Raw genomic sequence first — 25,152 nt, forward strand, 5'->3', positions numbered from 1 at the left:
AGAATTATTTAATTAAGCTTAGTTCTAACCCTAATGCTTCTGCGACACGTGTTCCGTATTCCTTATCAGCTTGATAAAACTGTTTAGTTTCACGAATCTTTATCTCAATATCTTTAACTTGTCCCAGATTTAATTTAATATTTTCAATTAAACGTGCTTTTTCATCAGTAGGTAACAATCGATATAATTTACCGGCAGCAGTATAATAATCCTCATTTACTGAATAGTTGCCTACTTTTCCATCCAATGTATCACCATGAACTTCTGCATGGCGATTTTCTTCAGGTCCACCTAAACTGTTGGGCTCATAGTTAACATCACCGTTCTGATTTTGCGCCATTAAACCATCTCGTTCATAATTATGAACCTCATTTTTAGGACGGTTAGTTGCCAATTGTTCATAGTTAGCACCTAATCTATATCTTGCAGCATCTTTATAACCAAATAAGCGTCCTTGGAGTAATTTATCTGGTGAGGCTTCAATTCCTGGAACGAAGTTAGCTGGTGAAAATGCTAATTCTTCAATATCTTCAAAATTATTTTTTGGATTTTCATCTAAAACCATTTGGCCAATTTCAATTAATGGATAGTCCTTTTGCGAAATAACTTTCGTAACATCAAAGATATCTTGCGGATAGGCTAATCCTGCTTTGTAAGGCACAATTTGTACGGCTACTGTCCAACTGGGGTAATCTTGATCCTCAATCGCATTATACAAATCATTTTGTAAGTAATCAGAATCTTTTCCTCTTAATTCTTCAGCAACCTCATTACTTAAATTATGAACACCTTGGTTTGTTTTGAAATGATATTTAACCCAAAATTGTTCACCTTGCTTGTTTACCCATTTAAAAGTATGACTTCCATAACCGTGCATCATTCGGTAACTAGCAGGGATCCCACGATCACTCATAAGCATTGTTACTTGGTGAACTGTTTCAGGTGATAACGACCAGAAATCCCACTGCATATCCTGACTTCTAGCATGCGTTTTTGGGTCACGCTTTTGGGAATGTATAAAATCTGGGAATTTCAAAGCATCATTAATAAAGAAAACGGGCGTATTATTACCCACAATATCGTAGTTACCTTCATCTGTATAAAATCTTACTGCAAATCCTCGTACATCTCGATAAGTATCCGGATAACCTGCCTCACCAGCTACTTGTGAAAAACGGGTTATGACTGGCGTTTTCTTGCCCAAACCATTGAAAAGACCTGCCATAGTATAATCACTCATATCTCTAGTTAATTCAAAATAGCCTTTAGCCCCTGCCCCTTTTGCATGGACCACTCTTTCTGGAATACGTTCTCGATTAAAATGTGCCAATTTTTCTAGTAATTGGTAATCTTGAACTAAAACCGGTCCACGAGCCCCAGCTGTTTGTGAATTTTGATTATTCGCCCATGTTTGACCTTCATTTGTTGTTAAATCCCCCATGATGATTCCTCCTATTATCTTATTTATAAGTCCAATCCTAGCACCTAAACTGATAATTACAATTATTTTGACTTTTATAACTTGAATCGGAAAGTAGGTTTTAAATATCATAGTGAGTTCTAGTTAATGTTTATTTTTTTATCATTTTATGACATTTTAAATCAAATAATAACAAAAAGCCTTGATAACATAGTATTGTTATCAAGGTTTTAAAATTAATTTTATCTAGTTTTTTAAGAAAACTGTTACAGAAGCCGCAATTACAATTAGTATAAGACCAATAATAATAACTAACCATTCTTTACCCGTTTTTTTAGTGCGCATAACGACAATTCCTGAAATCGTTGCTCCAACAATTGAAACTTGTGAAAGGACGAATCCAGTTGCCAATCCAAGCATTGCAGGTTGAGCTGAAACTAAATAACCCAATGCTGCCATTGCAAAGAAGAAACCAGAAAAAATTTGTTTGTACGTAACACTTTGTGTAAAAATGTTATTTTTATTTTTCGTTAATTCATAAATTCCAAGAATTAATCCAAATGCTGCCATCCCGATAGCTTGTGCTAAAAACATATGCATACCATCAGTATTTTTAGTATATTGTGGAAGGATACCATATAATGAATAACCAACTTGGGCAATCAATAAGACACCAACTGCCTTTGTAAGTAGTTCTTTATTTCCAGCTGATTTCTTTTCTTGATAAGTTGTCATATAAGCTCCAACCAAGATAACAAATACAGCGATGAATCCATATAATTTTGATGAAACTGGACCCCAGTTACCAAGCATTACAACACCCCAAACTACATTTGCTGTAATTTGGAAAGCTGTTGAGATTGGCATTGCTTTAGCAGAACCTAAAGCATTTCCATCCTGATCTTTCATCCCAAAAGCCATAATAGTTAAAACATTTCCAAAGGCCCAAGCTGCCCCTGAGAAAAATGCTAACCAAAAATTAGAACCTTGTAACATGGGCATTCCCATGACTAATGAAAGGACGATTGCAACAATCAAAGTTCCCCATGTTGCTCCAAAAATACCTTGAACTGGTTTACCGCCAAAATATGATACTAAAGTTGGATATGCACTCCAACCAATAATTGCTAAAAGTGAGAAAAATAATCCTAACATATTCATTTTTATATCATCCTATCCTTATATTAATAACTATTTAATTGCTTCGCCTTCAAAATCAACATTTGATTCCAAAACGATATTTGAAAATGGTGTGATTTCACCTGTTCGTACTGTAGCAATATTATTATCATCACGACTCATCGATTTCAATTCATCATGTGAAATGAAAACAACTTCAACATCATCATCTAATAAAGCCTTGATAGCAGCATATTGTTCAGGATTAACCGTTTTAATTTCTTCAGCTAAAAAAGCTTTTTGAATTTTCATTTCAGAAAGTGTTGCAGCTAAAACATCAATAAATAATGGTAATCCACGTACGATTGAAAGATCAATTTTACGTCCATCATCCTTAATTGGTAGGCCTGAGTCACCAATTGTTAACCATTGTGTATGTCCAATTTCAGAAATAGCATTTGATAATTTTGTATTCAAAAGATTAGTTTTACGCATAATTTATCTCCCATTCAACAATTTAAATTTATTTATTAGCATCCAAAACAGCTAATACAGCAGATTCAGTTGGAATACTTGGTTGTGCACCAGCATGTGACACCGTTACAGATGAAGCAGCTGATCCATAACGCATAGCTTCAGCTAAATTATCTAAATTAGCATGTAAACGTGTTGCTGTAGCACCAATAAAAGTATCGCCGGCAGCAGTTGTATCAACAGCCTTAACCTTAAATGCTGGAACGACTCCTTCTTCACCATTATCACGCATGTAGAAAGAACCTTCTGAGCCAATTGTAATGATTACGGTATTAATTCCACGTTCAAAATAGTACGCAGCATTGTGTATCATTGAATGTTCATCAGTCACTTCTATCCCAGTCAATAAGAATGTTTCATGTTCATTTGGTGTAATAATATCAGTTAATTCTAATAATTCAGCTGGTAGTCCACCATTTTCAGGCATTGGAGCTGGGTTCAAAATTGTTTTAACACCATGTTCGCGTGCAATCTTGAAACCTTCAATAACTGATTCTGTTGGAATTTCTAATTGCGCAATCAAAAAATCTGATTCAGCAATGGCAGCTTCATGTGCGCGTACATCAGCTGGTGTCATATCAGCATTAGCGCCACCATAAATATGGATAATATTATCGCCTGTTTCGGCTGAAACAGTAATATAAGCTTGTCCAGTTTCTTCAGTATCTGAAACAATCACATGTTCAGTGCTTAAGTTTTCAACATTCATATTCTTTGAGGTATCAAATTCTTTACCAACTTTTGTAATCATGTTAGTCTTTGCACCAGAACGTGCAGCGGCAACACCTTGGTTCAATCCTTTTCCACCCATTGCTTCAACTTGATGATTTGGTGTGTGTAAAGTTTCGCCGCTAGTTGCGAAACGGGGTACAGAAACAACCTTATCAATATTAGTTGAGCCCAAAACAGTAATAACTTTTGCCATAACGTTTCTCCTTCATTTCTTTGATATATTTATCAAATAGAATGTGTATTCGATTACATCAATATAATACATATTATTTGCTTTGGCAAGCGCTTTCTGGTTTTAACTGCTAAAACTACCGACTTTTTCGCCAATTATTGACTAATACAAAAAAACCTGATGACATAAAATTGTCATCAGGTTTTTTATTAATATTAAAGTTTAATTTTGCTTACGATGTTTAATTTGTCATCAAGATCGTAAACAACTGGTTCGCCAGTTGCCATTTCAACGCCCATGATGTCTGCATCAGAGATGTTTTCAATGTATTTTGTAAGGGCACGTAATGAGTTACCATGTGCAGCAACGATTACATTTTTGCCTTCAAGTAATTTAGGAGCGATTTCGTCTTCCCAGAAAGGAATAACACGTTCCAAAGTAACTTTTAAGTTTTCGCCACCTGGGATAGCTTTAGGATCTAAATCAGCATAACGACGATCGTTAGCTGCTGAACCTTCATCAGTTGCGCTTAAAAGTGGAGGTAATGTATCGTATGAACGACGCCATACAAGAACTTGATCTTCACCGAATTGTTCTGCTGCTTCGGCTTTGTTTTGGCCTTGTAATGCACCATAATGACGTTCATTTAAGCGCCATGATTTGATTTCAGGAACCCATAATTGGTCTGAACCTTCAAGTGCGTAATGTAATGTTTTAATAGCACGTGTTAAAACAGATGTATAAGCTTGATCAAATTCGATTCCAGCTTCTTTAATCTTTTTACCAGCTGCTTGTGCTTCAGCAACGCCTTGTTCGCTCAAGTTAACATCTACCCAACCTGTGAAAAGGTTAGATAAGTTCCATTCACTTTGTCCGTGACGAATAAATACTAATTTTGCCATAAGATAAAATCCTCTTTTTCTATTTTTAGTTTACTGGTTTATTTTACACTGAAATGAAATAAATTAATAGTCTAATTTAAGCGATTTAGCTTTGCACTTTTGAGTCCCTTTAACAACTGATCAACAGCTGTTTGAACCGTTCCTAAATCAGTTGCCAAATTCATTCGAATAAAGCCTGGCGTTTCTTCACTAAACCATTGTCCATAATCAATAGCTAAGCCACACTCATTCTGAATAAATTCTTTCATCCGACTGGGATTTACATATGCTGAAAGGTCAATCCACATCAAGTATGTGCCTTCTAGTTCACTAATTTTAATTTCTGGAAATTTATTGACTAATTGGTGGCTGACTTCTAAATAATTGGTCCTTACGATACTCAGAATTTCATCTAACCAAACTGCTCCTGAACGATAAGCCGCCTCTCCAGCAACACATCCCATTAAACTACCCTCAGGTTTGTTCAAACGCTGTACCATTTTATCGTACTTAGCTCGTAATTGCGCGTTTGGAATAATGATATGCGAGTTTTGTAAAGCAGCTAAATTAAATGTTTTTGAGGGAGCATTAACGACAACCATATTATCTCGATAACGACCTTCGTCTATTGATAAAGCTGATACAAATGGTTTTTTTCCCACAATTAAATCTTGATGAATTTCATCCGAAATTACCATCACTTTATTTTCACGACAAATTTCAAAGAGTTGTGTCAGTTCAGCTTCAGTCCAGACGCGACCAACTGGATTATGCGGTGAACAATGAATAAGTAATTTAACGTGATTAGCTTTCATATCTCGTTCAATTGCTTCAAAATCCATTTCATATTGATTATTTTCATGTTTCAAAGGTGTTCGTACGATACGTCTGTTATTATCTTCAATTGCACTATAAAAAGGGTAATATACTGGTGTTTGAACTAAGACGCTATCACCTGGTTCCGTCATTAAATCGACTAATTGATATAATGAATTTACAACCCCTGTTCCAAATCTCATCCATTCCTTATGCAGTTCAATCCCATAGCGAGATTGTTGCCAATCAAAAAAGGCATCATAATATGAATCAGGAATTGTTGAATAACCAAAAACACCATGTTGTACCCGTGCTATTAAAGCATCAGTTACGGCTTTAGGTGCTTTAAAATCCATATCTGCAACCCACAGTGGCAATAATTTATCATCGCCATATTGCTCTTTTAAACTATCCCATTTAACTGAATTTGTATTTTTTCTATTCACTCTAAAATCAGCTAAAAATTTATTTTTCTTTACCATCAGTTTGACTATCCTTCCTTATTCCTTTAATTTTACCAATCCGTCCTTTAGATCCAGGAATTGACTTCACACCCAAGATATCCAAGAAGAATGTGAAAATGGGAATTCCGACAATCAAGCCCCACGTTCCAAATAATTCTTCACTGACTAACAAGATTACAAATGTAAAGAATATAGGTAGTTCTGTCCGACTTGACATAAATTTAGGATTTAATACATATGATTCTAATAAATGAACGACCATTAACATAATTAAGATGTAAACCACATCACGTACGCCACCAACCGAATAACCAACTAAACTTAATGGAATACATGAAATTAATACCCCTGCGACTGGAATTAAACTTAATAAGAAAATTAATATTCCTAAAGGCAAGAGCTGTGGCATATGCATGAAGTACAACCCAATCACAGTAATAACTGTATTAACAGTTGCGATAAAGAATTGTGCTTCAATAACGACACCAAATGATTTAACAAATTTTTCACCAAAGAAGTAAATATCCTGGAAAAACCAACCAAAATCACTTGATAAAAAGTTTTTTGAGAAATGTGTCATCTGATCTTTTTCAATCGTATAAAAGAAGCTTAAAATAAGCGATAATAAAAATGTTGCTGCCATAAAACCAATGCTCGTTATATATTGAAATACAAGCGTAAAACTACTTTTTAATTGTGGCACAATTTGAGATTTACCAATAGATTTAAGTACCCATTCCATCACAAGATTTGTATCTTTACCTGGATGACGATAAAAATTAATCACATAATGTGCCATTGAAACTGTTTGCGAAACTAAAATAGGAAAATACTTAGTAACTGCCAAATAAAGCAGCGCGATAATTGCCAGATATACTCCTATAACAATTATTCGACTATTAATTGATGAATGTCTTTGAATAACATTTATCAATCGGACTACTAAATATGTAAATATAAAAGTTAATAGAACAATGCTAATGACATCTTTCGCAAGAAAAATAACACCCATAATTACACAAAGTACAACAAATCTACGTAACTTAATATTTTCAATAAAACTTTGCCAAATTTCCAATAGACACACTCCTTTAACTATAGTCTTCATTGTACAAAATATTTACTAAAATGTCTGTAATTCTTACCTTTTTGTTCTAAAATAATTATCTCTCCGGAAAGTTGACGACTTGTCGTCTATTAAAACTTATGGTTAACTATGAAGATTGACTCTACGAAAGGAGTACTCTTGTATGGCTGAATTAATTTACAAACAACTGATTAGTAAACTTAAAAAAAGAATCGCTGCAGATGAATTTCCCGACATGAAACTCCCTGATGAACGTAGTTTGAGTGAAACTTATAAAATTAGTCGTAGTTCAGTAAAACGAGCTCTTAGCCAAATGGCTAACGACGGTATTATTTTTAAAAAACGCGGTTCCGGCACCTTCATTAATCCCTTATATTTAAAAAATAAAACCGTTTTTAATTATGAAGGCTCTAACTTAGGTGTTACAGACGGATTTGAAATGAATGGTAAAAGCCCTAAAGTTAAAGTACTAAGTTTTGAAGTTATTGCGCCCTCAGAAGATTTACAACGCAATCTTTTCTTAGACACAGATGATTTTGTCTACAAGATTGTTCGCTTACGTTTATTTGAAAAAACGCCTTTTATGATTGAAACAGGCTATATTCCAATTAAGATTGTTCCTAATTTATCTCAAACAATTGTTAAAGGATCAATTTTTAATTATTTGGAGGATATTCAGAATCAATCAGTTACTAAATCGTCGCTTTCAATCTACGCTGAACCATCAGACGAAAATGATCAAAAACTTTTAAATTTAAAACCAACTGAACCAGTTAGTATAATGGATGGTATTTTCTTCTTAGATAATGGTACCCCATTTGAATATTCAAGTATGAGATTTCATTATAAATTTTCTAAATTTAATACTTTCATGGCCGTTAAATAGGCTATTTAACGGCTTTTTATTTACTTTTTAAAATAATTGGTACGTTCCAATGAATTAAATGATTGACTTTTATTTAATGTTTGTTATTATGAACATATAGAAAGCGCTATAACTTTAGCAAATAAAACATATAGGAGTGTGTAACTATGACAGAAACTGATTTTTCATCTAAATCATATTTAGATAAAGTTGATGCTTGGTGGCGTGCAGCAAACTACCTTTCAGTTGGACAACTTTATTTAAAACAAAATCCATTATTACAAACTGAAGTCGTACCTGAAGACATCAAAGTTAACCCTATTGGTCATTGGGGAACAATCTCAGGCCAAAACTTTATTTACGCTCATTTAAACCGTGCAATTAATAAATATAACTTAAACATGTTCTATATTGAAGGACCTGGTCATGGTGGCCAAGTTATGGTTTCTAATGCTTACCTTGATGGTAGTTATACAGAAATCTACCCAACAATCACTGAAGACTTAACTGGTATGCAAAAATTGTTCAAACAATTTTCATTCCCAGGTGGTGTCGCTTCTCATGCTGCTCCTGAAACACCAGGATCAATCCATGAAGGTGGCGAATTAGGTTATTCATTATCTCATGCCGCTGGTGCTATTCTTGATAACCCTGACGTAATTGCTGCTACAGTAATTGGTGATGGTGAATCAGAAACTGGACCATTAGCAGCAAGTTGGTTCTCAAATGTCTTCATTAACCCAGTTAATGATGGTGCTGTATTACCAATCCTTGATATGAATGGTTTCAAAATCTCAAATCCTACAATTTTATCACGTAAATCTGATGCAGATTTAACAAAATACTTTGAAGGTATGGGTTGGGATCCAATTTTCGTTGAAGGAACTGATCCTGAGATCATCCATCCTGAAATGGCTAAAAAAATGGATCTTGCTATCGAAAAAATTAAAGCAATCCAAACTGAAGCTCGCAAACACCCAGCTGAAGAAGCAACAATGCCTAAATGGCCTGTTATGATTGTTCGTACACCAAAAGGCTGGACTGGTCCAGAAGTCTGGAACAACGAACCAATCGAAGGCTCATTCCGTGCTCATCAAGTTCCAATTCCTGTAGACCAACGTCACATGGAACATGTTGATGCTCTTGTTAAATGGATGAAATCATACCGTCCAGAAGAATTATTTACAAAAGACGGTCAATTAATTCCTGAACTAAAAGAAATGGCACCTAAAGGCAACCAACGTATGGCAATGAACCCTATTACTAACGGTGGTATTAATCCTCAAAAATTAGTTATGCCTGATTGGAAGAAAAATGCTGTTGATACATCAACTCCAGGTGCTGTTACAGCACAAGATATGATTATTTTCGGTGACTTCGCTCGTGATATTATTGAAGAAAACCCTAAAAACTTCCGTATCTTCGGACCAGATGAAACAAAATCAAACCGTTTGAATGCTATCTTTGAAGCTACTAACCGTCAATGGTTAGAACCAATCAAAGAAGGTAACGACGAATGGCAAAGTCCTGTAGGCCGTGTTCTTGATTCACAATTATCAGAACATCAAGCTGAAGGTTGGATGGAAGGTTATGTCTTAACTGGACGTCATGGTTTCTTCGCTAGTTATGAATCATTCTTACGTGTCGTTGATTCAATGTTGACACAACATTTCAAGTGGTTACGTAAAGCCAAAGAACAAACATGGCGTAAACAATACCCATCATTGAATGTTATTGCAACATCAACTGTATTCCAACAAGATCACAATGGTTATACTCATCAAGATCCAGGTATGCTTGGTCATTTAGCTGATAAGAAACCTGAATTTATCCGTGAATATACACCTGCTGATTCTAACAGTTTATTAGCTGTTATGAATAAGACTCTTCAAAGTGAAGAACTTATTAACTTAATCGTTTCAAGTAAACAACCACGTCCTCAATTCTACTCAGCTGATGAAGCTCAAGAACTTGTTGACAATGGTTTGAAAGTTATCGATTGGGCAAGTACTGCTAAGGGCGATGATGCTGATCTTGTTATTGCTGCTGCTGGTTCAGAACCTAACTTAGAAGCTTTAGCTGCTGTTAGTCTTTTAAACTCAGCATTCCCAGAATTGAAGATTCGTTTCATCAATATTGTAGATATCTTAAAATTACGTCATCCTAAGATTGACCCTCGTGGTTTCTCTGATGAAGAATTTGACGGTTACTTTACAACTGATAAACCAGTCGTATTCGCATTCCATGGTTTCGAAGCTATGGTTCGTGACATCTTCTATGATCGTCATAACCACAATGTTTCAATCCATGGTTACCGTGAAAATGGTGATATCACTACACCATTCGATATGCGTGTCTTGAACCAAATGGATCGTTACAACCTTGCTAAAGATGCTGTCTTACAAGCTGGCAACTTAGGCGCTGCAGGCGATAAATTTGTTAAAGAAATGGAAGCTATGGTTGCTAAACATGAATCATACATCCGTGAAAATGGTGATGATCTTCCAGAAGTTAATAACTGGAAATGGACTCCACTAAAATAGTAAAACTTTAAACGAAAAGAGAACCGCAATTGCGGTTCTCTTTTCGTTATCATTAAAAATCATTCTTTTGTGAGCTGTCCATCTCGCATAAAAAATGTTTGGTCTGTATATGCCAAGACATCTTCATCATGTGAAACCATAATAATCGTTTGTCCCGTCTTTTTAGTAATATCGGCTAGCTGGGCTGCAACTTGCTTCGCTCTTTTGCTATCTAAGCTTGCCGTTGGCTCATCAGCAAAGATGAGCTCCGGTTGCCCAAATAATGCTCTAGCGATTGCAACGCGTTGTCTTTGACCACCTGAAAGACTAGCAGGATATTGATTTCTTTGGTCCCATACACCTAAGTCACGTAACATCATTTCGGGATTACGACTTTCTTTTTTAGTTTTCATTTTATTGACTAATTCAAATTGTTCTAAAACGGTTAAAAATGGGACTAAATTAGACCCTTGTAAAATAAACCCAAATTCATTAAATCGTAACCTAGTTCGCTCTTTTTCGCTTAATTGTCCGATCTCTTGATCTTTAAAATAAATTGTTCCATCGGTTAATCCTTGTAATCCACCCATAATGGTCAGCAACGTTGTTTTTCCAGATCCTGATGGACCTGTCAAGCCAATAAACGTCCCTTTCTCAACAACTAAATCAATATTATCAAGAGCCAACTTTTTATTATCACCTTTTCCAAATGTTTTAGAAACATCAGATAATTGCATTAAACTCATTTAGACACCTCCAATTGCATCAAGTGGATCAACACGTAATATTTTAAAAATGGAGAATAGTGATCCTAGAATGATCATCAATAATAAGATAACCGAAAATCCTACGACTAAGAAGACATTATTTAAAAATGGGACGGCAGCTGGTAACGATAGCGCTGTTGCCACATCTGCAATAATACCCAATCCAATTCCTAGTAAACCTAGTAATGACGACTCCCAAATTAAGCTTTTAACCAAAGTCCCACTAGAAACTCCTTGTGCACGTAACACGCCATAAACGGCTGTTTTTTCAATGGTTAAAATATACATAAAGATACCTACGATAAACGCAATAATGACAAATAAGGCGCCAATCATTAACGTAAAGGTCTTCACTTCTGGACCATATCCCGGTATGTTGTTAATCACCTTGTCCATTGTTAATGTCGCTAATTGTTGATCTTTTTTAATTTTAGCTGAATTTTTTAAAACAACTGCATTAATTTTTTCAGTCGGATTGTCCGGGCCATAACGTAACGTTTGATAGTCAGCTAATTGTAAATAGACAACTGGTGCTGTTGTGTATTTATTACCCGTCGTTATCCCCACTACTTTATATTCTTGTTTCGCATTATTAATTTTTATTTTTTGGCCTAATTTAGTGGCATCTAATCCATTATCAACAACTACTTCGTTAACTTTCTGCGGCATTCTGCCTTGAACTAATTTAGGCTTCAAAAATTGATTAAATTGAACTCCAAAAACACTAATATTAGCTTTTGGTTCGTTTTTCCGACTAGCAACGCCCATCATTTGACCTAAATAAGCGTAGTCTGATTTTGACCCTGAAATCTTAGGAAGTGAGTCTTTTTGTATCTCGGAAGATGCCAAATTATTATTCGCATACTGACTGATAACAATGTTATCCGCATCCCAATTATCAATTGAAGACCGATTATTGTTCGCAAGCCCAAAAGCCAATCCCGTTAAAAAAAAATGAGATATGAAACTAAAAAGATGGTGAAAATAATCAGACCATACCGAAGTTTATTATATTTAATCTCTTTAACAGCTAAGTACATGTCATATTCCCCCTTATTTCTACTATATAATAACTTTGCACCAAATTAAAAGTAAACGTTTTCAGTGGAGGTTAAGAAAAAAGCATAATCCTAAAATTTAGAATCACACTCTTAAAATACTAATTTATTTGTAATCTCGCGCTGCAATAGCTTTAACACTTGTTGTTTCTTTAACAGCCTGTTTAATAATTTTTACAACATCTGAATCACTAAATGAGTTAGGGTTAACACCAGCAAATTTAATTGAGTCTCGTGCTGCCTTAATACGTGATGCTGTAATTGCTTTACCGTTACCATCTACTATGTTAGATGAACTTGTTGTATATTCATTCGAACCTGAATACGATGATGCAGCGGCTTGTTCTTCTGACGTCAACGTAGCTGACGAATTGTTTTTTATTTCTGGTATACTATACTCCGACCCATAACCACTACTTTTAGATGATGGTGTTGAACTTTTCGAACTACTTGAAGAACTGCTTGAAGAACTACTTGTTGGGTAGCCAATCGTTGCCAAATTCTTATCATTTTTTTGTTGTAAGTCTGTTGCTTTTTTCTTTAAATCTGAGTAATAATTTTTATCAATACTACTATCTTTTAAGATTTCAGTTAATTTATCGTTTGATGCTGTGTAGCTATATTCTGTATTTAAATTCATTGCTTCATTATATGTTTTTATGAATAGCGCACGTTTTTCAAGAACCGTTGTTAATTCTTTTTTCAAATTTGTTGCTCGTTTTTTAATGACTGCTGATCCATCATGATCCGCTAGCACGATGCTAATTGCATCCTTTGCTTTACTATACTGACGATCTTCAGTTTTGTTAATTACTGCCTTGTAATGTGTCACCTGTGTCTTGTAAGCTTGTGCAGTCGCATCATTTGATTTCTTTTTTAAAGCGACATCAAAATAATTTTCTGCCTCAGTATATTCTGCATCTTGAATCGCAGTTTTACCGTTCTTCATGGCTGTATTATAATTTTTATTTGCTTCTGCATGTTTCGTTAAACCGTAGCCACCAAACATACCTACTATAACAACTGCAACTAATCCCCATACCCATTTTTTCATTTTAACCACACCTCTTATCCCTATATTTATATCGCTGTTATTATATCATGGAACATCCTTCAACCGTTATTCAAAATAAGAATTTAGTCCCTGAGAGAAACTAAATTCTTATTTACTTAATTTATAATATAAGTGACAACAGCATAATAGCGCAAAGTCCAAGTACAACAGATAATCCCATTGATCTCGTACGATATGCGATTGCGAATACAACCACAGCCGCTATTAATTTTGTGACGTTATCTACGCCCACAAATTGAAAACTTGAATCAATAAAAAGGTCTTTAAAAACTAATGCTGAAAATAACGCAACGGGTACATACTTCATCCATTCATTAAACCATTCTGGGATTTCTCGAGATGAAAAAATTCGTAATGGAATAAATCGCGGTAAATATGCAACAATTGCAGATAAAATAATTAATAAAAAATGATCCATTGTTGTCATTTCCATAGTTAACTTTCCTCAGAAACTTTAGACTTTCTACTTATTGTATGTCGACTTGCTTTTGGTTTAATCGTATTTAATAATTTATTTCGTTTACCTTTTCTAACAATTTCATGTTCAATAATAAATCCAACAAAGGAAGCTAGTAAAGTTGCTACAACTAATCCCATCGTACTTTGGAACAATGACATGAAAATAATTGCTAAAATACCTGAAAGAATACTAATAATAATTGTGAGATAATTTTTAAGTTGCATGACTATCATGTAAATAAATAATGAAGTTAATGCAAATTCAACAATGCTTAAATTAATTTTTAACCCAGCACCAATTAAACTACCTGCAATATTACTCATCGTCCAAAATAATAATGAATAATGTTCAACCATCAAGGCATCTTTTGGTTTCCATTCTTTATCTGTTGCAAATTTTAAATAGTTTACTGCGTAATTTTCATCGTTTAGTGATGCCGCAAATATGTATAAAAACTTACGACTAGTTCCTCGAATGTACTGTGACAAACTAGCACCTAATAACGCATACCGTAATTCTAAGAAAAATAGCATAGTAACAATTGAAAGAATTGGCGACTGAATCGTCAACATTGATGCAATTAAAAACTGTGCACCACCTGAAAAGACAAGTATGGAAACTAATCCTGCTAATATCGTATTGAAGCCTGCTGCATGCAACAAAATACCACATGCGAGTCCAATTGGGACGTAACTCAGGCAAAGCGGCATCGCAATTTTAAGAACTGTGAGCCAGCGTTTCTCTGTTTCTTTCACGATAGTCCTCCAATAATATAAAGTTGGTTTAACGATATAAATTATAGCATACATCTGTTTCTTAATACTCATTATTTAGTAACTCTAATCAAAAAGTTATCCAATAATGATCTGTTCTGATGGAAAACGATACTTTTCATCCCGTTCTTTTTTCGAAACAAAGAATATTAACATGTATAACATCCCTACGCGTCCAACAAACATCAAAATAATAATGACCATTTTACCGATAATGCTTAATGAACTGGTAATTCCCGTTGATAATCCCGTCGTTCCAAAAGCAGAAGTTACTTCTACAATCAGCGAAATCAACGAATGATTCTCCGTAATACTTAAAATAAAGACCGCGATTAAACACATAAATATCGATAGGTTAACAACTACTACTGATTTTTGAATATCATTTTCATGAATCCTTCTATTAAAAATATTCACATTCTTATGTCCACGAATAAACGATAACAAATATAATCCTAAAATCCCAATTGTTGTTGTTCGAACACCACCACCAACTGAACTTGGACTAGCACCAATAAACATTAACATAGAAAAAATCAATAAGGTTGTCGTATTAAAATCACTAATTTGATTAATTTGTAGTCCGGCATTACGCGTTGTAATACTATAAAACATAGCTGTCATAACTCTCTCAACGAAATCCTTATGTGCAAAATAACCATTATGTTCAGATAAGAAAATTAATATTGTTCCAATAAAGAAAAATCCAATCGCAAAACTACCTGCTAATTTTGTAAATAATGAAAATCTAAATTTTTTATGTCCTGGTTTGAACCACGTAACCTTGATCCACGCTAAAATTTCAATAATAACGGGAAATCCTAAACCACCTATAAAAATTAAAATCATAATTAAAAATAAAAAGACGTAATCTTTCGAATAAGGGATAATAGATTTCCCAGTAACGTCAAATCCCGCATTTGTTAACGCAGATATTGCAATATAAAAGCCATCAAAAATTGACGCAGCTAGATGTTCAAAGCCATCACGTACATATAAATAAATTGAAAATATCACACCAAAAAAAGCTTGAATCCCTAGCATAATGCCGAAAATTGAATAAACTAAACGAACATTTCCACTTAAATGCGGTTGATTCATATCAGTTTGAATTAGCCTGCGTTGTTGCAACCCAATGCGTCGACCAGCAATTACCATAATAAACGTTGAGAGCATTGTTATACCAAAACCACCTATTTGAAAAAGCATTTCTAGTAAGATGATACCGTTATTGTTATAGACTTGCTCTAACGGAAATGTGGTTAATCCTGTAACACTAACCGTTGAGACTGCCATGAATATTGTATCAATAAATGGCACACTAGCACCAGGTTGTTTGAAGAACGGAAGGCATAATAAAATACTTGTTACTACAATCAATGCTAAATAGTAAAAGACAACAATTTGTACGGGAGAGGCCAACAAACTAGCTTTATCTAGATATTTCTGGATCCACCTATTCATTCTGACTTCCCCCTTTTAGTTTAATTTAAAAAAAGAGATTAGCGCTAAGTACGCACGCTAATCTCTAATCCTGATTATTTAATTAATTCTAATCCTGCATAACTAACAACAATTTTATGTTTTAATTCTTCAGCTGTTTCATTCTTAATAAATTCCTTATCGAATTTAATAATAGCCGAATTTTTTAGTTGTTTTTCAACGACACCAGTAAAGAACTCGTTATTTGTTTCAAAACTAACACGTGTATCAGCTGGAAATGGAATTCCTTTTTCGTTAACTTCAACATTTTTTTCATCAAAATGACTTAACATAATTTGGCCTCCTATTGTTTTAAATATTAATAGTAACAGTATACCGCTTTTTAGTTATTATTACGACCATTAGGACTAAGATTAAGAACCTCAATTTAATTAACCCATTCTAAATATATTCAATCAAAAAAATAGAGCCCGCAAAATTAATTTTGCGTAACTCTATTTAATAATCTATTTTTCTAAATCTTGTAATTTTTGATTATCATCTAATTGTGATTTACCAGCAAGTCCAACTCTTTGAAGAATTTGCATAGCAACCCATAATAGAACTAATGAAACGATAGCGAAGATTGCAAGAACAAATACGCTCATGCCAATTTGTCCACTAACCATTCCAGAAGTTAATGACTCACGGAACCCTAAGGTTGAGTATGTCATTGGTAAGAATGGATGGATGGCATTAAAAAAGCTATTCGTAACTTCCATTGGGAACGTACCACCAGCGCCACCTAATTGTAACATCAAGAGAACCATGGCCACGAATCGACCAGGATTATCAAATGCCATAGCAAGTGCCATAACAAGATACATCGATGTTAACGAGAATACTGTTGCAATTAAGTAAGTTTCAGCAATATGGTCTGCTTGTAATCCAAACATAAGCATCCCTGTAACTTCAACAAGTGCCATACCAAGGGCAACGACAGTTCCAATAGCAACTTTACTCCAGAACCAAGCTGTTGCTGATTGACCTTCAGTTGAAATTTTACGGATTGGGAATGCAAAGTTAAAGACGATTGCCCCAACGTATAATGCAAGTGAAAGAACATATGGTGCTAAAGCATGTCCATAGTTAGGAACATAACTGTAATTCTTATGTTCCAATTCTGAAGGTGCTGCAAACATATTAGCTGTCTTGTTAGTTGCTTTAATTCCATTAACTGTATCTGATCCTGTTTTAAGAGCAGTAGCTAATGTTTTTGACCCTTTTTTAAGTGATTTAGAACCATCACCTAATTTAGCTGAGTTATCATCTAATTTTTGAGTCCCTGCAGCTAATTTATCAACTCCAGCAACAAGTGTTGGTACTTGTTCATTCAAGCTTACTAAACCATTTGATAATGTACCTGAGCCAGTAGCTAATTGACTAACTCCTGATGTCAATGTTGGTACTGATCCATTCAATGTTGATAATCCAGTACTTAATTGACTCGAGCCTGATACTAAGGCACTGTTGTTTCCAATTAATGTTTTAGAACCATTATTAGCACTTAATACACCTGCAGTGTATTTTTGTACACTTGGAATTAAGCCAGGAGTTTTATCTGTACCATTTAACCCAGCCATAATTTGACCTAATCCAGCATTTAGTAAGTCTGTTGCTTGGATAGCACCATAAGGACTTTCCTTTGTGCCAGAACCTGTCTGCGTTAAACCAGTTTTAACAGTATTTAATCCAGCCATTAGTTTATCAATGGCTTTCTTAGCACCTGCTGTTACTTGTGGTTCTTGAGCAGATAACTCGGCAACACCCGCCTTTAATGCTTGTAATTTAGGTAGTAATTCTTGAATAGCTGCTAATTCTTTTTGAATCGATTTTAATTTGTCACCGTTATCAGTCAACGGTGTTGTCATATCAGATAAATCTGTTTTAATTTTTGTTGTATTATTACCTGATGCTGCTAAACTTGTGCCAGCAGTTTGAAGATTACTTCCTAATCCATTAACAGAAGCAGCAATACTTTTTGCTAACGTTGGATTAGATTTCTCTAAAGCTGCAAAATCAGGTGATTTTACAAAGGTAACTAAAGCACCCATATTACTTTGCGCATCCTTAAGTTGTGCAGCAACACTGGATGCGTTAGTTGTACTATAAAGACTATTATTTAATTCACTCAATTGTGAACCAGCATCTGTTGCTTTAGCGGCAACAAGTTTAGTATTAGCTCCAATTTGAGTTAAATCGGCTGTTAATTTTTTAGCATCAATATTAGGCGCATTTGTGCCATTTAATTCAGAATTCAACTTAGAAATTCCTGAATCTAATGCTGTAAATCCAGCCATTAATTTTGCCATTTCAGCTTGTGAATCTGGACTATTTAATTGTGTATCTAAAGTTGCAGCAGACTCCTTCAAGCTTTTAGTTAACGATTGGTTACCCGCTTGAACTGTTGTAATACCACCTCTTAAGGTAATTATTCCATCATTTAATGCTTGAGAATTTGAACTTAATTGACTCAAACCACTATTTAATTCAGTAACTCCATTAGTATAACCTTTTACACCACTTGCTAATGTTGTTGAGCCAGTATCTAGTTTCGATACACCTGAAGCTAATGTACCTGTACTATTATTAAGTTTTGATAATCCAGCACTTAAAGAACCAGCGCCTGTTGCTAATTTTTGAACACCATTTTTTAATGGAACAACACTAGTTGAAAGTGTTTGAACACCATTATTAACAGTTCCTACACCAGTAATGTAGCTATTTAAGCCATCATTCAATGTTACTGTACCATCAGACAATGTTTTAGAACCACTTGCAGCTGTCTTAAAGCCTTTACCGATTGTTTTAACTTGGCCGAAAATAGCTGTTGCATATGCTTTCGTGACTGATTCACGAATTTGGCTATTTAATTGTTTTGCTGCTGTTTCACTGATAACTTCACCAATGTAGTTACGAGATGCATTAGTATCGTACGTGATTTTCATCTTTTTAGGATTTGTATCCATTAAAGTTGCAGCATTTGAAGAGAAGTTTTTAGGCAACGTAATTGTTGTATAGTACTTGTTGTCTTTCATTCCTTGTTTTGCTTGTTTTGCAGAAACGAATGTCCACTTCAATTGGTCATTATTCTTCAACTCTTTTACAAGTTGATCACCAACATCCAATGTCGTTCCATTATATTTAACAGATTCATCGTTATTAACGACTGCTACTGGTAAATCACTTGTTTTGCCATATGGATCCCAAACTGATTTCAAGAAGAAAGCAGCATACAGAATCGGAATAAGCATCATAACAATTGTTGAAACTAGAAGTATTCTATTCTTTCCAACAAATTTAAATTCATTCTTAATCATTTTCATTAAAATTGGTGCCCCCTAAATTAATTATTTCTACTATAAAATTTTATCGATACGTTATAATATACATCAAATGTCCACGAACAACAAATTTTTATTTTCTTTTTAATGTTTTTTTAATCTTACACGACTAAATTGCCCATATAGACAAAAAAATCACCCTAGAAATCAGAGATGATTTTATTGATTTAAAATAAATTTCCAAAGAAGTTAGTAATTGCACGCCACATAATAACAAAAATGTTAGCTTTTTCAATGGCATCTTTATTCGTTCCTGTAACAGAAAGTGATTTTTTGCCATCAACATAAGATAACGCATTATCTTTACCAGTTAATTTAAGCGTTCCAATATCACTATTAGCCTTAATTGGGGCTTCTAATCCTGTTTTCTTAACTAAATCAGTATTTTCTGATACTTTAGCTGAAATAATCGACTTAACTGTTTCGCCTTTTTTCAACCAAACTTTTTGATTAGATTTAAGCATAACTTTAGTTGTTAATTCTTTACCATGAAATACAGGTAAACTATCGGCGTTTTTAAATATTGTACCAGCCTTGATTGTTTCCACGTTGAACATGTCAAATACATATGACATTATTTTTTGTGTATCTGTAAAACGACTTACATCCGTTTCACTCTTGTGTGATGATCCTAAAACGACCGTAATAATTCGATGACCATCTTTTTTTACAGTTCCTGTAAAACATTCACCAGCTTTGTCAGAAGTACCTGTCTTCAATCCATCAACAGGTAATTCTGTATATGCCTTAGCTAAACCAGGTAACATCCAGTTCCAGTTTTCCATTAGTGTTTGGTCAGATGTTCCTTTATCGAAATATTTACGTTTGATACTTGTTGTTTTTAATACTTCTGGGTACTTTTTAAGTAAGTTTTTAGCAACAATTCCCATATCTTTGGCAGTTAATTCATTTTCATCTGATGCGGCTGAACCGGGGTATCGATCAGCTTTACTGATATCGCTATTAGTTAAACCAGAAACGTTATCAATCTTAGCATCTGTAATTCCCCATGACTTAACCTTTGCACGCATTAATGTTACGAAATCTTTTTGCGATCCCGATACTTCATGAGCAAGTGCCATAATAGCCCCATTTGCTGAGTAAATTAAACTAGCATCATACAGTTGTTTAACTGTGTATGATTTCGTTTTACTCAACGGAACGTTTGATAATGATGTATCCTGGCTAATTTTATAAGAATCGTTATCAATCTTAACTTTTTGATCCCAAGTTAATTTACCACTTTTAATTTGATCTAAAATAACATCAATCGAAATTAATTTTGTCATTGATGCAATTGGTAAAACAGCATCAGCATTTTTTTCATAGATTACTTGTCCAGTATCTGCATCAATTGCTAAAGCAGCTTTAGCTGTTAAATTAATAGCGCTTGAACTGGTTGTTGCAGCTGATACAGATTTAACCTCATCTTGAAGTCCCATTGCTGAAACCCCAGTAAATAGTGCTGCCCCTGAAATAAGCCCAATTACGAATTTCTTTGTACGTTTTAAAAATATCATTTTCTCTTTACCCTCTTAACTTCTCTTATTCATTTAAGAATACCCAATAATAGCTATTCTTGCAACTGTTCTTCTTGCTTTCTAGTTAATTTTATATTCTTACCCAATGGTAAATGAATAACAAAACTAGTTAGCTCTTCATTTGAGACAACATATATGTACCCACCGTGGAGCGTGACAATACTTTGAGCAATGGCAAGCCCTAATCCAGTTCCGCCCGTTTTTTGTGAACGAGATTCTTCCACTCGGTAAAACCGATCAAATAATTGATTAAGTGATTGTTCAGGTATTTTAGGGCCATCATTAGTTACTTTTACGATAACTTCCTGACCAATTTTTTCTGCTTCTAAATAAATATGTTTACCGCCTGCCCCATATTTTAAGGCATTTGATATTAAATTATTAAAAACACGGCCTAATTTTTCAGTATCAGCTTCCATCATTAACGGGTTAGGGTTCGTATTGCTACTAATTGTCATTTCTTTATTTTTAGCTTCAAGTTCAAAACTAGCTGCCAATTGTTCTAACATTTGATTCATATCAAAATTAATCGCATTAATTGGCGTCGACGTCTGTCGCACTTTTGTGTATTCAAATAAATCTTCTACTAAAACCTTCATCTGCTTTGATTTCACAAATGCTGTATGTGTGTAAGATAGTAAATCTTCTTGCGAATTATATTGATTATCTTCTATTAAACCTAAGTAACCGATAATTGATGTCAATGGTGTTCGAATATCGTGACTAACATTGGTAATCAGCTCATCCTTTGAATTCTCAATTCGACGTTCTTCTTCCATTGATTCAATCGTACTTTGAACCAAAGCATTAATACTTGAAACGACCCGCGCCATATCACCTTGTAGTTTAAAAGGAATTTGATGATCGTAATGACCGTCCGCAATATAATGCAATTCTGAAATAACATGACGTAACTGCATTTGATGATAACGTCGAATTAGTCGCCAATAGAGCACGACAACGTCCACAATAAGCATGAACGCAACAAAAACATTCCCCCAACTCCAGACATTGAAATCATTCGGCCCAAAAGTTAATGCCGTCTTAATTTGAAAAATACCATTCTCAAGTCCTGGGTTTGAAGCAATCGTCTGATTTAATAGAATAAAAATTGATAAATTCAGTAAAATTAATAGAATAATCGTGATGAATCCTTCCGCGATTAATTCACTTTTTTCTCTACCAGTTAATTTCAAAAATAACCCCTCACTAATGCATTTCTATCTTGTATCCAACGCCCCAGACGGTTTTGATAATATCATCACCGTTTGTTGCTGCTTCAATTTTATCACGTAAATGGCTCACATGGACCATTACTGTTTTGGCAGAAATAATTGATTCTTGTTGCCAAACTTGTTCAAAAATATCATCCGCAGAGTACACATGATTTGGATGTGAGGCTAATAAATATAAAATACCGAATTCTAAAGCAGTTAATTGAATATCACTACCTTCAACTGTTTGAACTTCATGAGAATCTTTTTTAATAATTAGCGGTCCTATTTCAAGTGCAACATCAGGTGCCGGATTCGAGTTTTGGCTACGACGGAGTAATGATTTAACACGTGCCATAATTTCTAATGGGTTAAATGGCTTAACAACATAATCATCAGCACCTGTAATCAGTCCACGAATTTTGTCCATATCTTCTGTTTTAGCAGAAACCATTAATATTGGAATTTCTGAAGTTTTACGAACCTCTTTAATGACATCCATTCCGTTCATTTTAGGCATCATAACGTCGAGAATCATTACACCGATTTCTGGCATTTCTTCTAATTTTTCAATCGCTTCAAGTCCATTTTGAGCAGTAATTGCTTCGTAACCTTCATTTTTTAAATAAATAGAGATTAAATCAACGATTTCTTTTTCATCATCTACAACTAAAATTTTCATTGGATATCTCCTGACTTTTCTTTACTTATAGTATATTGTATCAAATATCACACACGATAACTTTAAAGAATTGGTTAAATCTACTTAATCTAAGTAGTACAAAAAAAGCTTTCGTAAAAAACGAAAGCTTTCCATTTTTTATTATCCACGTTCTAATAAGTAGTTAAATAAACCGCCCATTGTTTTATCTGATAACTCAATCTCTTTACCAGATTCCGTTACTTTAGTAATTTTATAATAATCTTCAAACTCAGGTACTTCCAATTGCATCATCGCAACAAAAGCTGCTGCCGTTTTATAAGTTGCTTGTAGCTGTTCCCCATGAACGTAATCAATAATTAACATATTCGTAACCCCCTATAATATTTATACTCGTAGTGTAGTCTATAAATTTAAATACTTCCACAATTGATACTTATTTTTAAGTAAATTAATATTTCTAACTAATGTCGTATTCCTTTTACTGTATACAATGATTTTGCATCAAATCATGATTAATCATTAGAGTCTTATTTATAATTTAAAACTCTCCATTAAAAAAGACGTAACTTCTTTCATCTGAAAGAAATCACGCCTTTTTAATTATTATTTAACTGAGTAATTAGGTGCTTCTTTGGTAATTTGAACATCATGTGGATGTGATTCAATTAAACCAGCACCTGAAATTTGAACAAATTGTGCGTCATCTTGTAATGCCTTCAATGTTCCAGCACCAACGTAACCCATACCTGAATGTAAGCCTCCAACCATTTGGAAAACAATATCAGCTAAACTACCCTTGTATGATACACGACCTTCAATACCTTCTGGCACTAACTTATTAGCTTCATTTACGCCACTTTGGAAGTAACGATCAGAAGAACCATTTGATTGTTCCATAGCTGCTAAACTTCCCATACCTCGGTAAACTTTGAAACGACGACCTTCATAAATTTCAAATTCACCAGGAGCTTCATCAGTTCCAGCTAACATACTACCTAACATCACAGCGTTACCACCGGCAGCAAGGGCTTTAACGATATCACCAGAGTATTTAATACCCCCATCAGCGATGATTGTTTTACCATATTCACGAGCTACTTCAGCAGCGTCATAAATAGCTGTTAATTGCGGAACACCAACACCAGCAACAATCCGTGTTGTACAGATTGATCCAGGTCCTATTCCAACTTTAACAACATCAACGCCAGCATCATAAAGGGCACGAGTTGCTTCGCCAGTTGCGACATTACCTGCGATTAAAGTTGCTTCTGGGAATTGTGCTCTGATTTCAGTAATTTTACGGATAACACCGGCTGAATGACCATGAGCAGTATCGATAACTAAAGCATCAACACCAGCATCTAGTAAAGCTGTAGCACGTTCAAATGTATCACTTGTAACACCAACAGCGGCAGCAGCAAGTAAGCGGCCATGTTCATCTTTAGCTGCGTTAGGAAATTCAACAACTTTTTCGATATCTTTAATTGTTATTAAACCAGTTAAACGACCATTTTTATCAATGATTGGTAATTTTTCAATTTTATTTTTTTGGAGTATTTTTTCAGCTTCTTTAAGCGAAGTACCTTCCGCAGCTGTTACTAATCCTTCTTTAGTCATAACACTATCAATTAGGACTGACATATCAGAAACAAAACGTAGATCACGATTCGTAATGATACCAATCAATAAGCGATTTTCTAATGTTTCAACGATTGGAACACCACTAATACGGTAACGTTTCATCAATTGTTCAGCATCTGCAACAGAATGTTGCGGTGTTAAATAGAAAGGATCAATAATAACGCCACTTTCAGAACGTTTTACTTTTCTGACTTCTTCAGCTTGTTGTTCGATACTCATATTTTTATGAATAACACCTAAGCCACCTTGGCGAGCCATAGCAATCGCCATTTTAGAATCTGTAACAGTATCCATGCTAGCACTTAAAATTGGGACATTTAATTTGATATTCTTAGCTAATTGTACACTGATATCAACCTCGTTCGGTAATACATGACTTTCTGCAGGTATTAACAACACGTCATCAAAAGTAAATCCTTTTTTAACGAACTTCGTTTCCCAATTTGACATTTTAAAACCAGCTTTCTACTTTTATTTTGTTTACTAACATACCAGATAAACTCAACATTGGTCAAGGTTAT

General features: G+C 34.4%; 22 protein-coding genes. 2 read left to right on the forward strand and 20 right to left on the reverse strand.

The annotated features are described in order from the left end of the window. Nucleotides 1–4 precede the first annotated feature (4 nt). From AC1RPV_RS01220 to AC1RPV_RS01250, 7 genes are all read right to left on the reverse strand, one after another. Nucleotides 5–1,444, reverse strand: a complete 1,440-nt coding sequence (locus AC1RPV_RS01220) for a catalase (RefSeq protein ID WP_481761145.1) — start codon at nucleotides 1,442–1,444, stop codon at nucleotides 5–7. 222 nt (nucleotides 1,445–1,666) lie between these two features. Then, entirely contained in the window at nucleotides 1,667–2,581 is a 915-nt protein-coding gene (locus AC1RPV_RS01225; protein ID WP_481761049.1) for a GRP family sugar transporter, read from the reverse strand. 30 nt (nucleotides 2,582–2,611) lie between these two features. Then, nucleotides 2,612–3,034, reverse strand: coding sequence for a D-ribose pyranase (rbsD, locus tag AC1RPV_RS01230; RefSeq protein ID WP_409021800.1), 423 nt, complete (start codon nucleotides 3,032–3,034; stop codon nucleotides 2,612–2,614). A 28-nt stretch (nucleotides 3,035–3,062) separates the two neighbouring features. After that, entirely contained in the window at nucleotides 3,063–3,998 is a 936-nt protein-coding gene (rbsK, locus tag AC1RPV_RS01235; protein ID WP_481761050.1) for a ribokinase, read from the reverse strand. Nucleotides 3,999–4,192: 194 nt separating this feature from the next. Continuing rightward, nucleotides 4,193–4,879: a 2,3-diphosphoglycerate-dependent phosphoglycerate mutase gene (locus AC1RPV_RS01240; RefSeq protein ID WP_409021802.1), complete on the reverse strand. Its 687-nt coding sequence runs from the start codon at nucleotides 4,877–4,879 to the stop codon at nucleotides 4,193–4,195. A 71-nt stretch (nucleotides 4,880–4,950) separates the two neighbouring features. Beyond that, entirely contained in the window at nucleotides 4,951–6,156 is a 1,206-nt protein-coding gene (locus AC1RPV_RS01245) for a MalY/PatB family protein (protein ID WP_481761051.1), read from the reverse strand. Next, nucleotides 6,140–7,216, reverse strand: coding sequence for an AI-2E family transporter (locus AC1RPV_RS01250; protein WP_481761052.1), 1,077 nt, complete (start codon nucleotides 7,214–7,216; stop codon nucleotides 6,140–6,142). Before AC1RPV_RS01250 ends, AC1RPV_RS01245 begins: the two co-directional genes overlap by 17 nt. Before the next feature lie 172 nt (nucleotides 7,217–7,388). On the opposite strand from AC1RPV_RS01250, the gene AC1RPV_RS01255 reads away from it, so the two are divergent. Next, nucleotides 7,389–8,111 carry a GntR family transcriptional regulator gene (locus tag AC1RPV_RS01255; protein ID WP_481761053.1) on the forward strand — a complete coding sequence of 241 codons (723 nt, stop codon included), beginning with the start codon at nucleotides 7,389–7,391 and terminating at the stop codon, nucleotides 8,109–8,111. Nucleotides 8,112–8,257: 146 nt separating this feature from the next. Further along, nucleotides 8,258–10,633, forward strand: a complete 2,376-nt coding sequence (locus tag AC1RPV_RS01260) for a phosphoketolase family protein (protein ID WP_481761054.1) — start codon at nucleotides 8,258–8,260, stop codon at nucleotides 10,631–10,633. 59 nt (nucleotides 10,634–10,692) lie between these two features. Here AC1RPV_RS01260 and AC1RPV_RS01265 read toward each other — a convergent pair whose 3' ends face one another. The 13 genes from AC1RPV_RS01265 to guaB all read right to left on the reverse strand — a co-directional run bounded on the left by AC1RPV_RS01265 (nucleotide 10,693) and on the right by guaB (nucleotide 25,081). After that, complete coding sequence (locus AC1RPV_RS01265; RefSeq protein ID WP_481761055.1) at nucleotides 10,693–11,358, reverse strand: ABC transporter ATP-binding protein; 666 nt, start codon at nucleotides 11,356–11,358, stop codon at nucleotides 10,693–10,695. Further along, nucleotides 11,359–12,318, reverse strand: a complete 960-nt coding sequence (locus AC1RPV_RS01270; RefSeq protein ID WP_481761056.1) for an ABC transporter permease — start codon at nucleotides 12,316–12,318, stop codon at nucleotides 11,359–11,361. Between the two features lie 225 nt (nucleotides 12,319–12,543). Then, nucleotides 12,544–13,491 (reverse strand): hypothetical protein, encoded by a 948-nt coding sequence (locus tag AC1RPV_RS01275; protein WP_481761057.1) that lies wholly within the window; start codon nucleotides 13,489–13,491, stop codon nucleotides 12,544–12,546. Nucleotides 13,492–13,612: 121 nt separating this feature from the next. Then, nucleotides 13,613–13,945, reverse strand: coding sequence for an AzlD domain-containing protein (locus tag AC1RPV_RS01280; protein WP_409021810.1), 333 nt, complete (start codon nucleotides 13,943–13,945; stop codon nucleotides 13,613–13,615). 2 nt (nucleotides 13,946–13,947) lie between these two features. After that, nucleotides 13,948–14,727 (reverse strand): AzlC family ABC transporter permease, encoded by a 780-nt coding sequence (locus AC1RPV_RS01285; RefSeq protein ID WP_481761058.1) that lies wholly within the window; start codon nucleotides 14,725–14,727, stop codon nucleotides 13,948–13,950. Between the two features lie 96 nt (nucleotides 14,728–14,823). Beyond that, a complete protein-coding gene (locus AC1RPV_RS01290) occupies nucleotides 14,824–16,209 on the reverse strand; it encodes a TrkH family potassium uptake protein (RefSeq protein WP_481761059.1) in 1,386 nt (461 codons plus the stop codon). Between the two features lie 74 nt (nucleotides 16,210–16,283). After that, the gene (locus AC1RPV_RS01295) at nucleotides 16,284–16,520 is read right to left on the reverse strand and encodes a hypothetical protein (RefSeq protein ID WP_409021814.1); all 237 of its coding nucleotides are present in this window, start codon (nucleotides 16,518–16,520) and stop codon (nucleotides 16,284–16,286) included. 174 nt (nucleotides 16,521–16,694) lie between these two features. After that, on the reverse strand, nucleotides 16,695–19,553 hold the full coding sequence (locus AC1RPV_RS01300; RefSeq protein ID WP_481761060.1) for a YhgE/Pip family protein: 2,859 nt from the start codon (nucleotides 19,551–19,553) through the stop codon (nucleotides 16,695–16,697). A 185-nt stretch (nucleotides 19,554–19,738) separates the two neighbouring features. After that, nucleotides 19,739–21,091, reverse strand: a complete 1,353-nt coding sequence (locus AC1RPV_RS01305) for a serine hydrolase (protein WP_481761061.1) — start codon at nucleotides 21,089–21,091, stop codon at nucleotides 19,739–19,741. 53 nt (nucleotides 21,092–21,144) lie between these two features. Then, a complete protein-coding gene (locus AC1RPV_RS01310; RefSeq protein ID WP_481761062.1) occupies nucleotides 21,145–22,308 on the reverse strand; it encodes a sensor histidine kinase in 1,164 nt (387 codons plus the stop codon). Between the two features lie 13 nt (nucleotides 22,309–22,321). Continuing rightward, on the reverse strand, nucleotides 22,322–23,008 hold the full coding sequence (locus AC1RPV_RS01315; protein WP_409021818.1) for a response regulator transcription factor: 687 nt from the start codon (nucleotides 23,006–23,008) through the stop codon (nucleotides 22,322–22,324). A 141-nt stretch (nucleotides 23,009–23,149) separates the two neighbouring features. Next, nucleotides 23,150–23,353, reverse strand: coding sequence for a hypothetical protein (locus AC1RPV_RS01320; protein WP_481761063.1), 204 nt, complete (start codon nucleotides 23,351–23,353; stop codon nucleotides 23,150–23,152). Nucleotides 23,354–23,593: 240 nt separating this feature from the next. Then, nucleotides 23,594–25,081 (reverse strand): IMP dehydrogenase, encoded by a 1,488-nt coding sequence (guaB, locus tag AC1RPV_RS01325; RefSeq protein WP_481761064.1) that lies wholly within the window; start codon nucleotides 25,079–25,081, stop codon nucleotides 23,594–23,596. Nucleotides 25,082–25,152: the final 71 nt, after the last annotated feature.

The organism is Dellaglioa sp. CoH-55-MRSF-9, assembly GCF_056782155.1.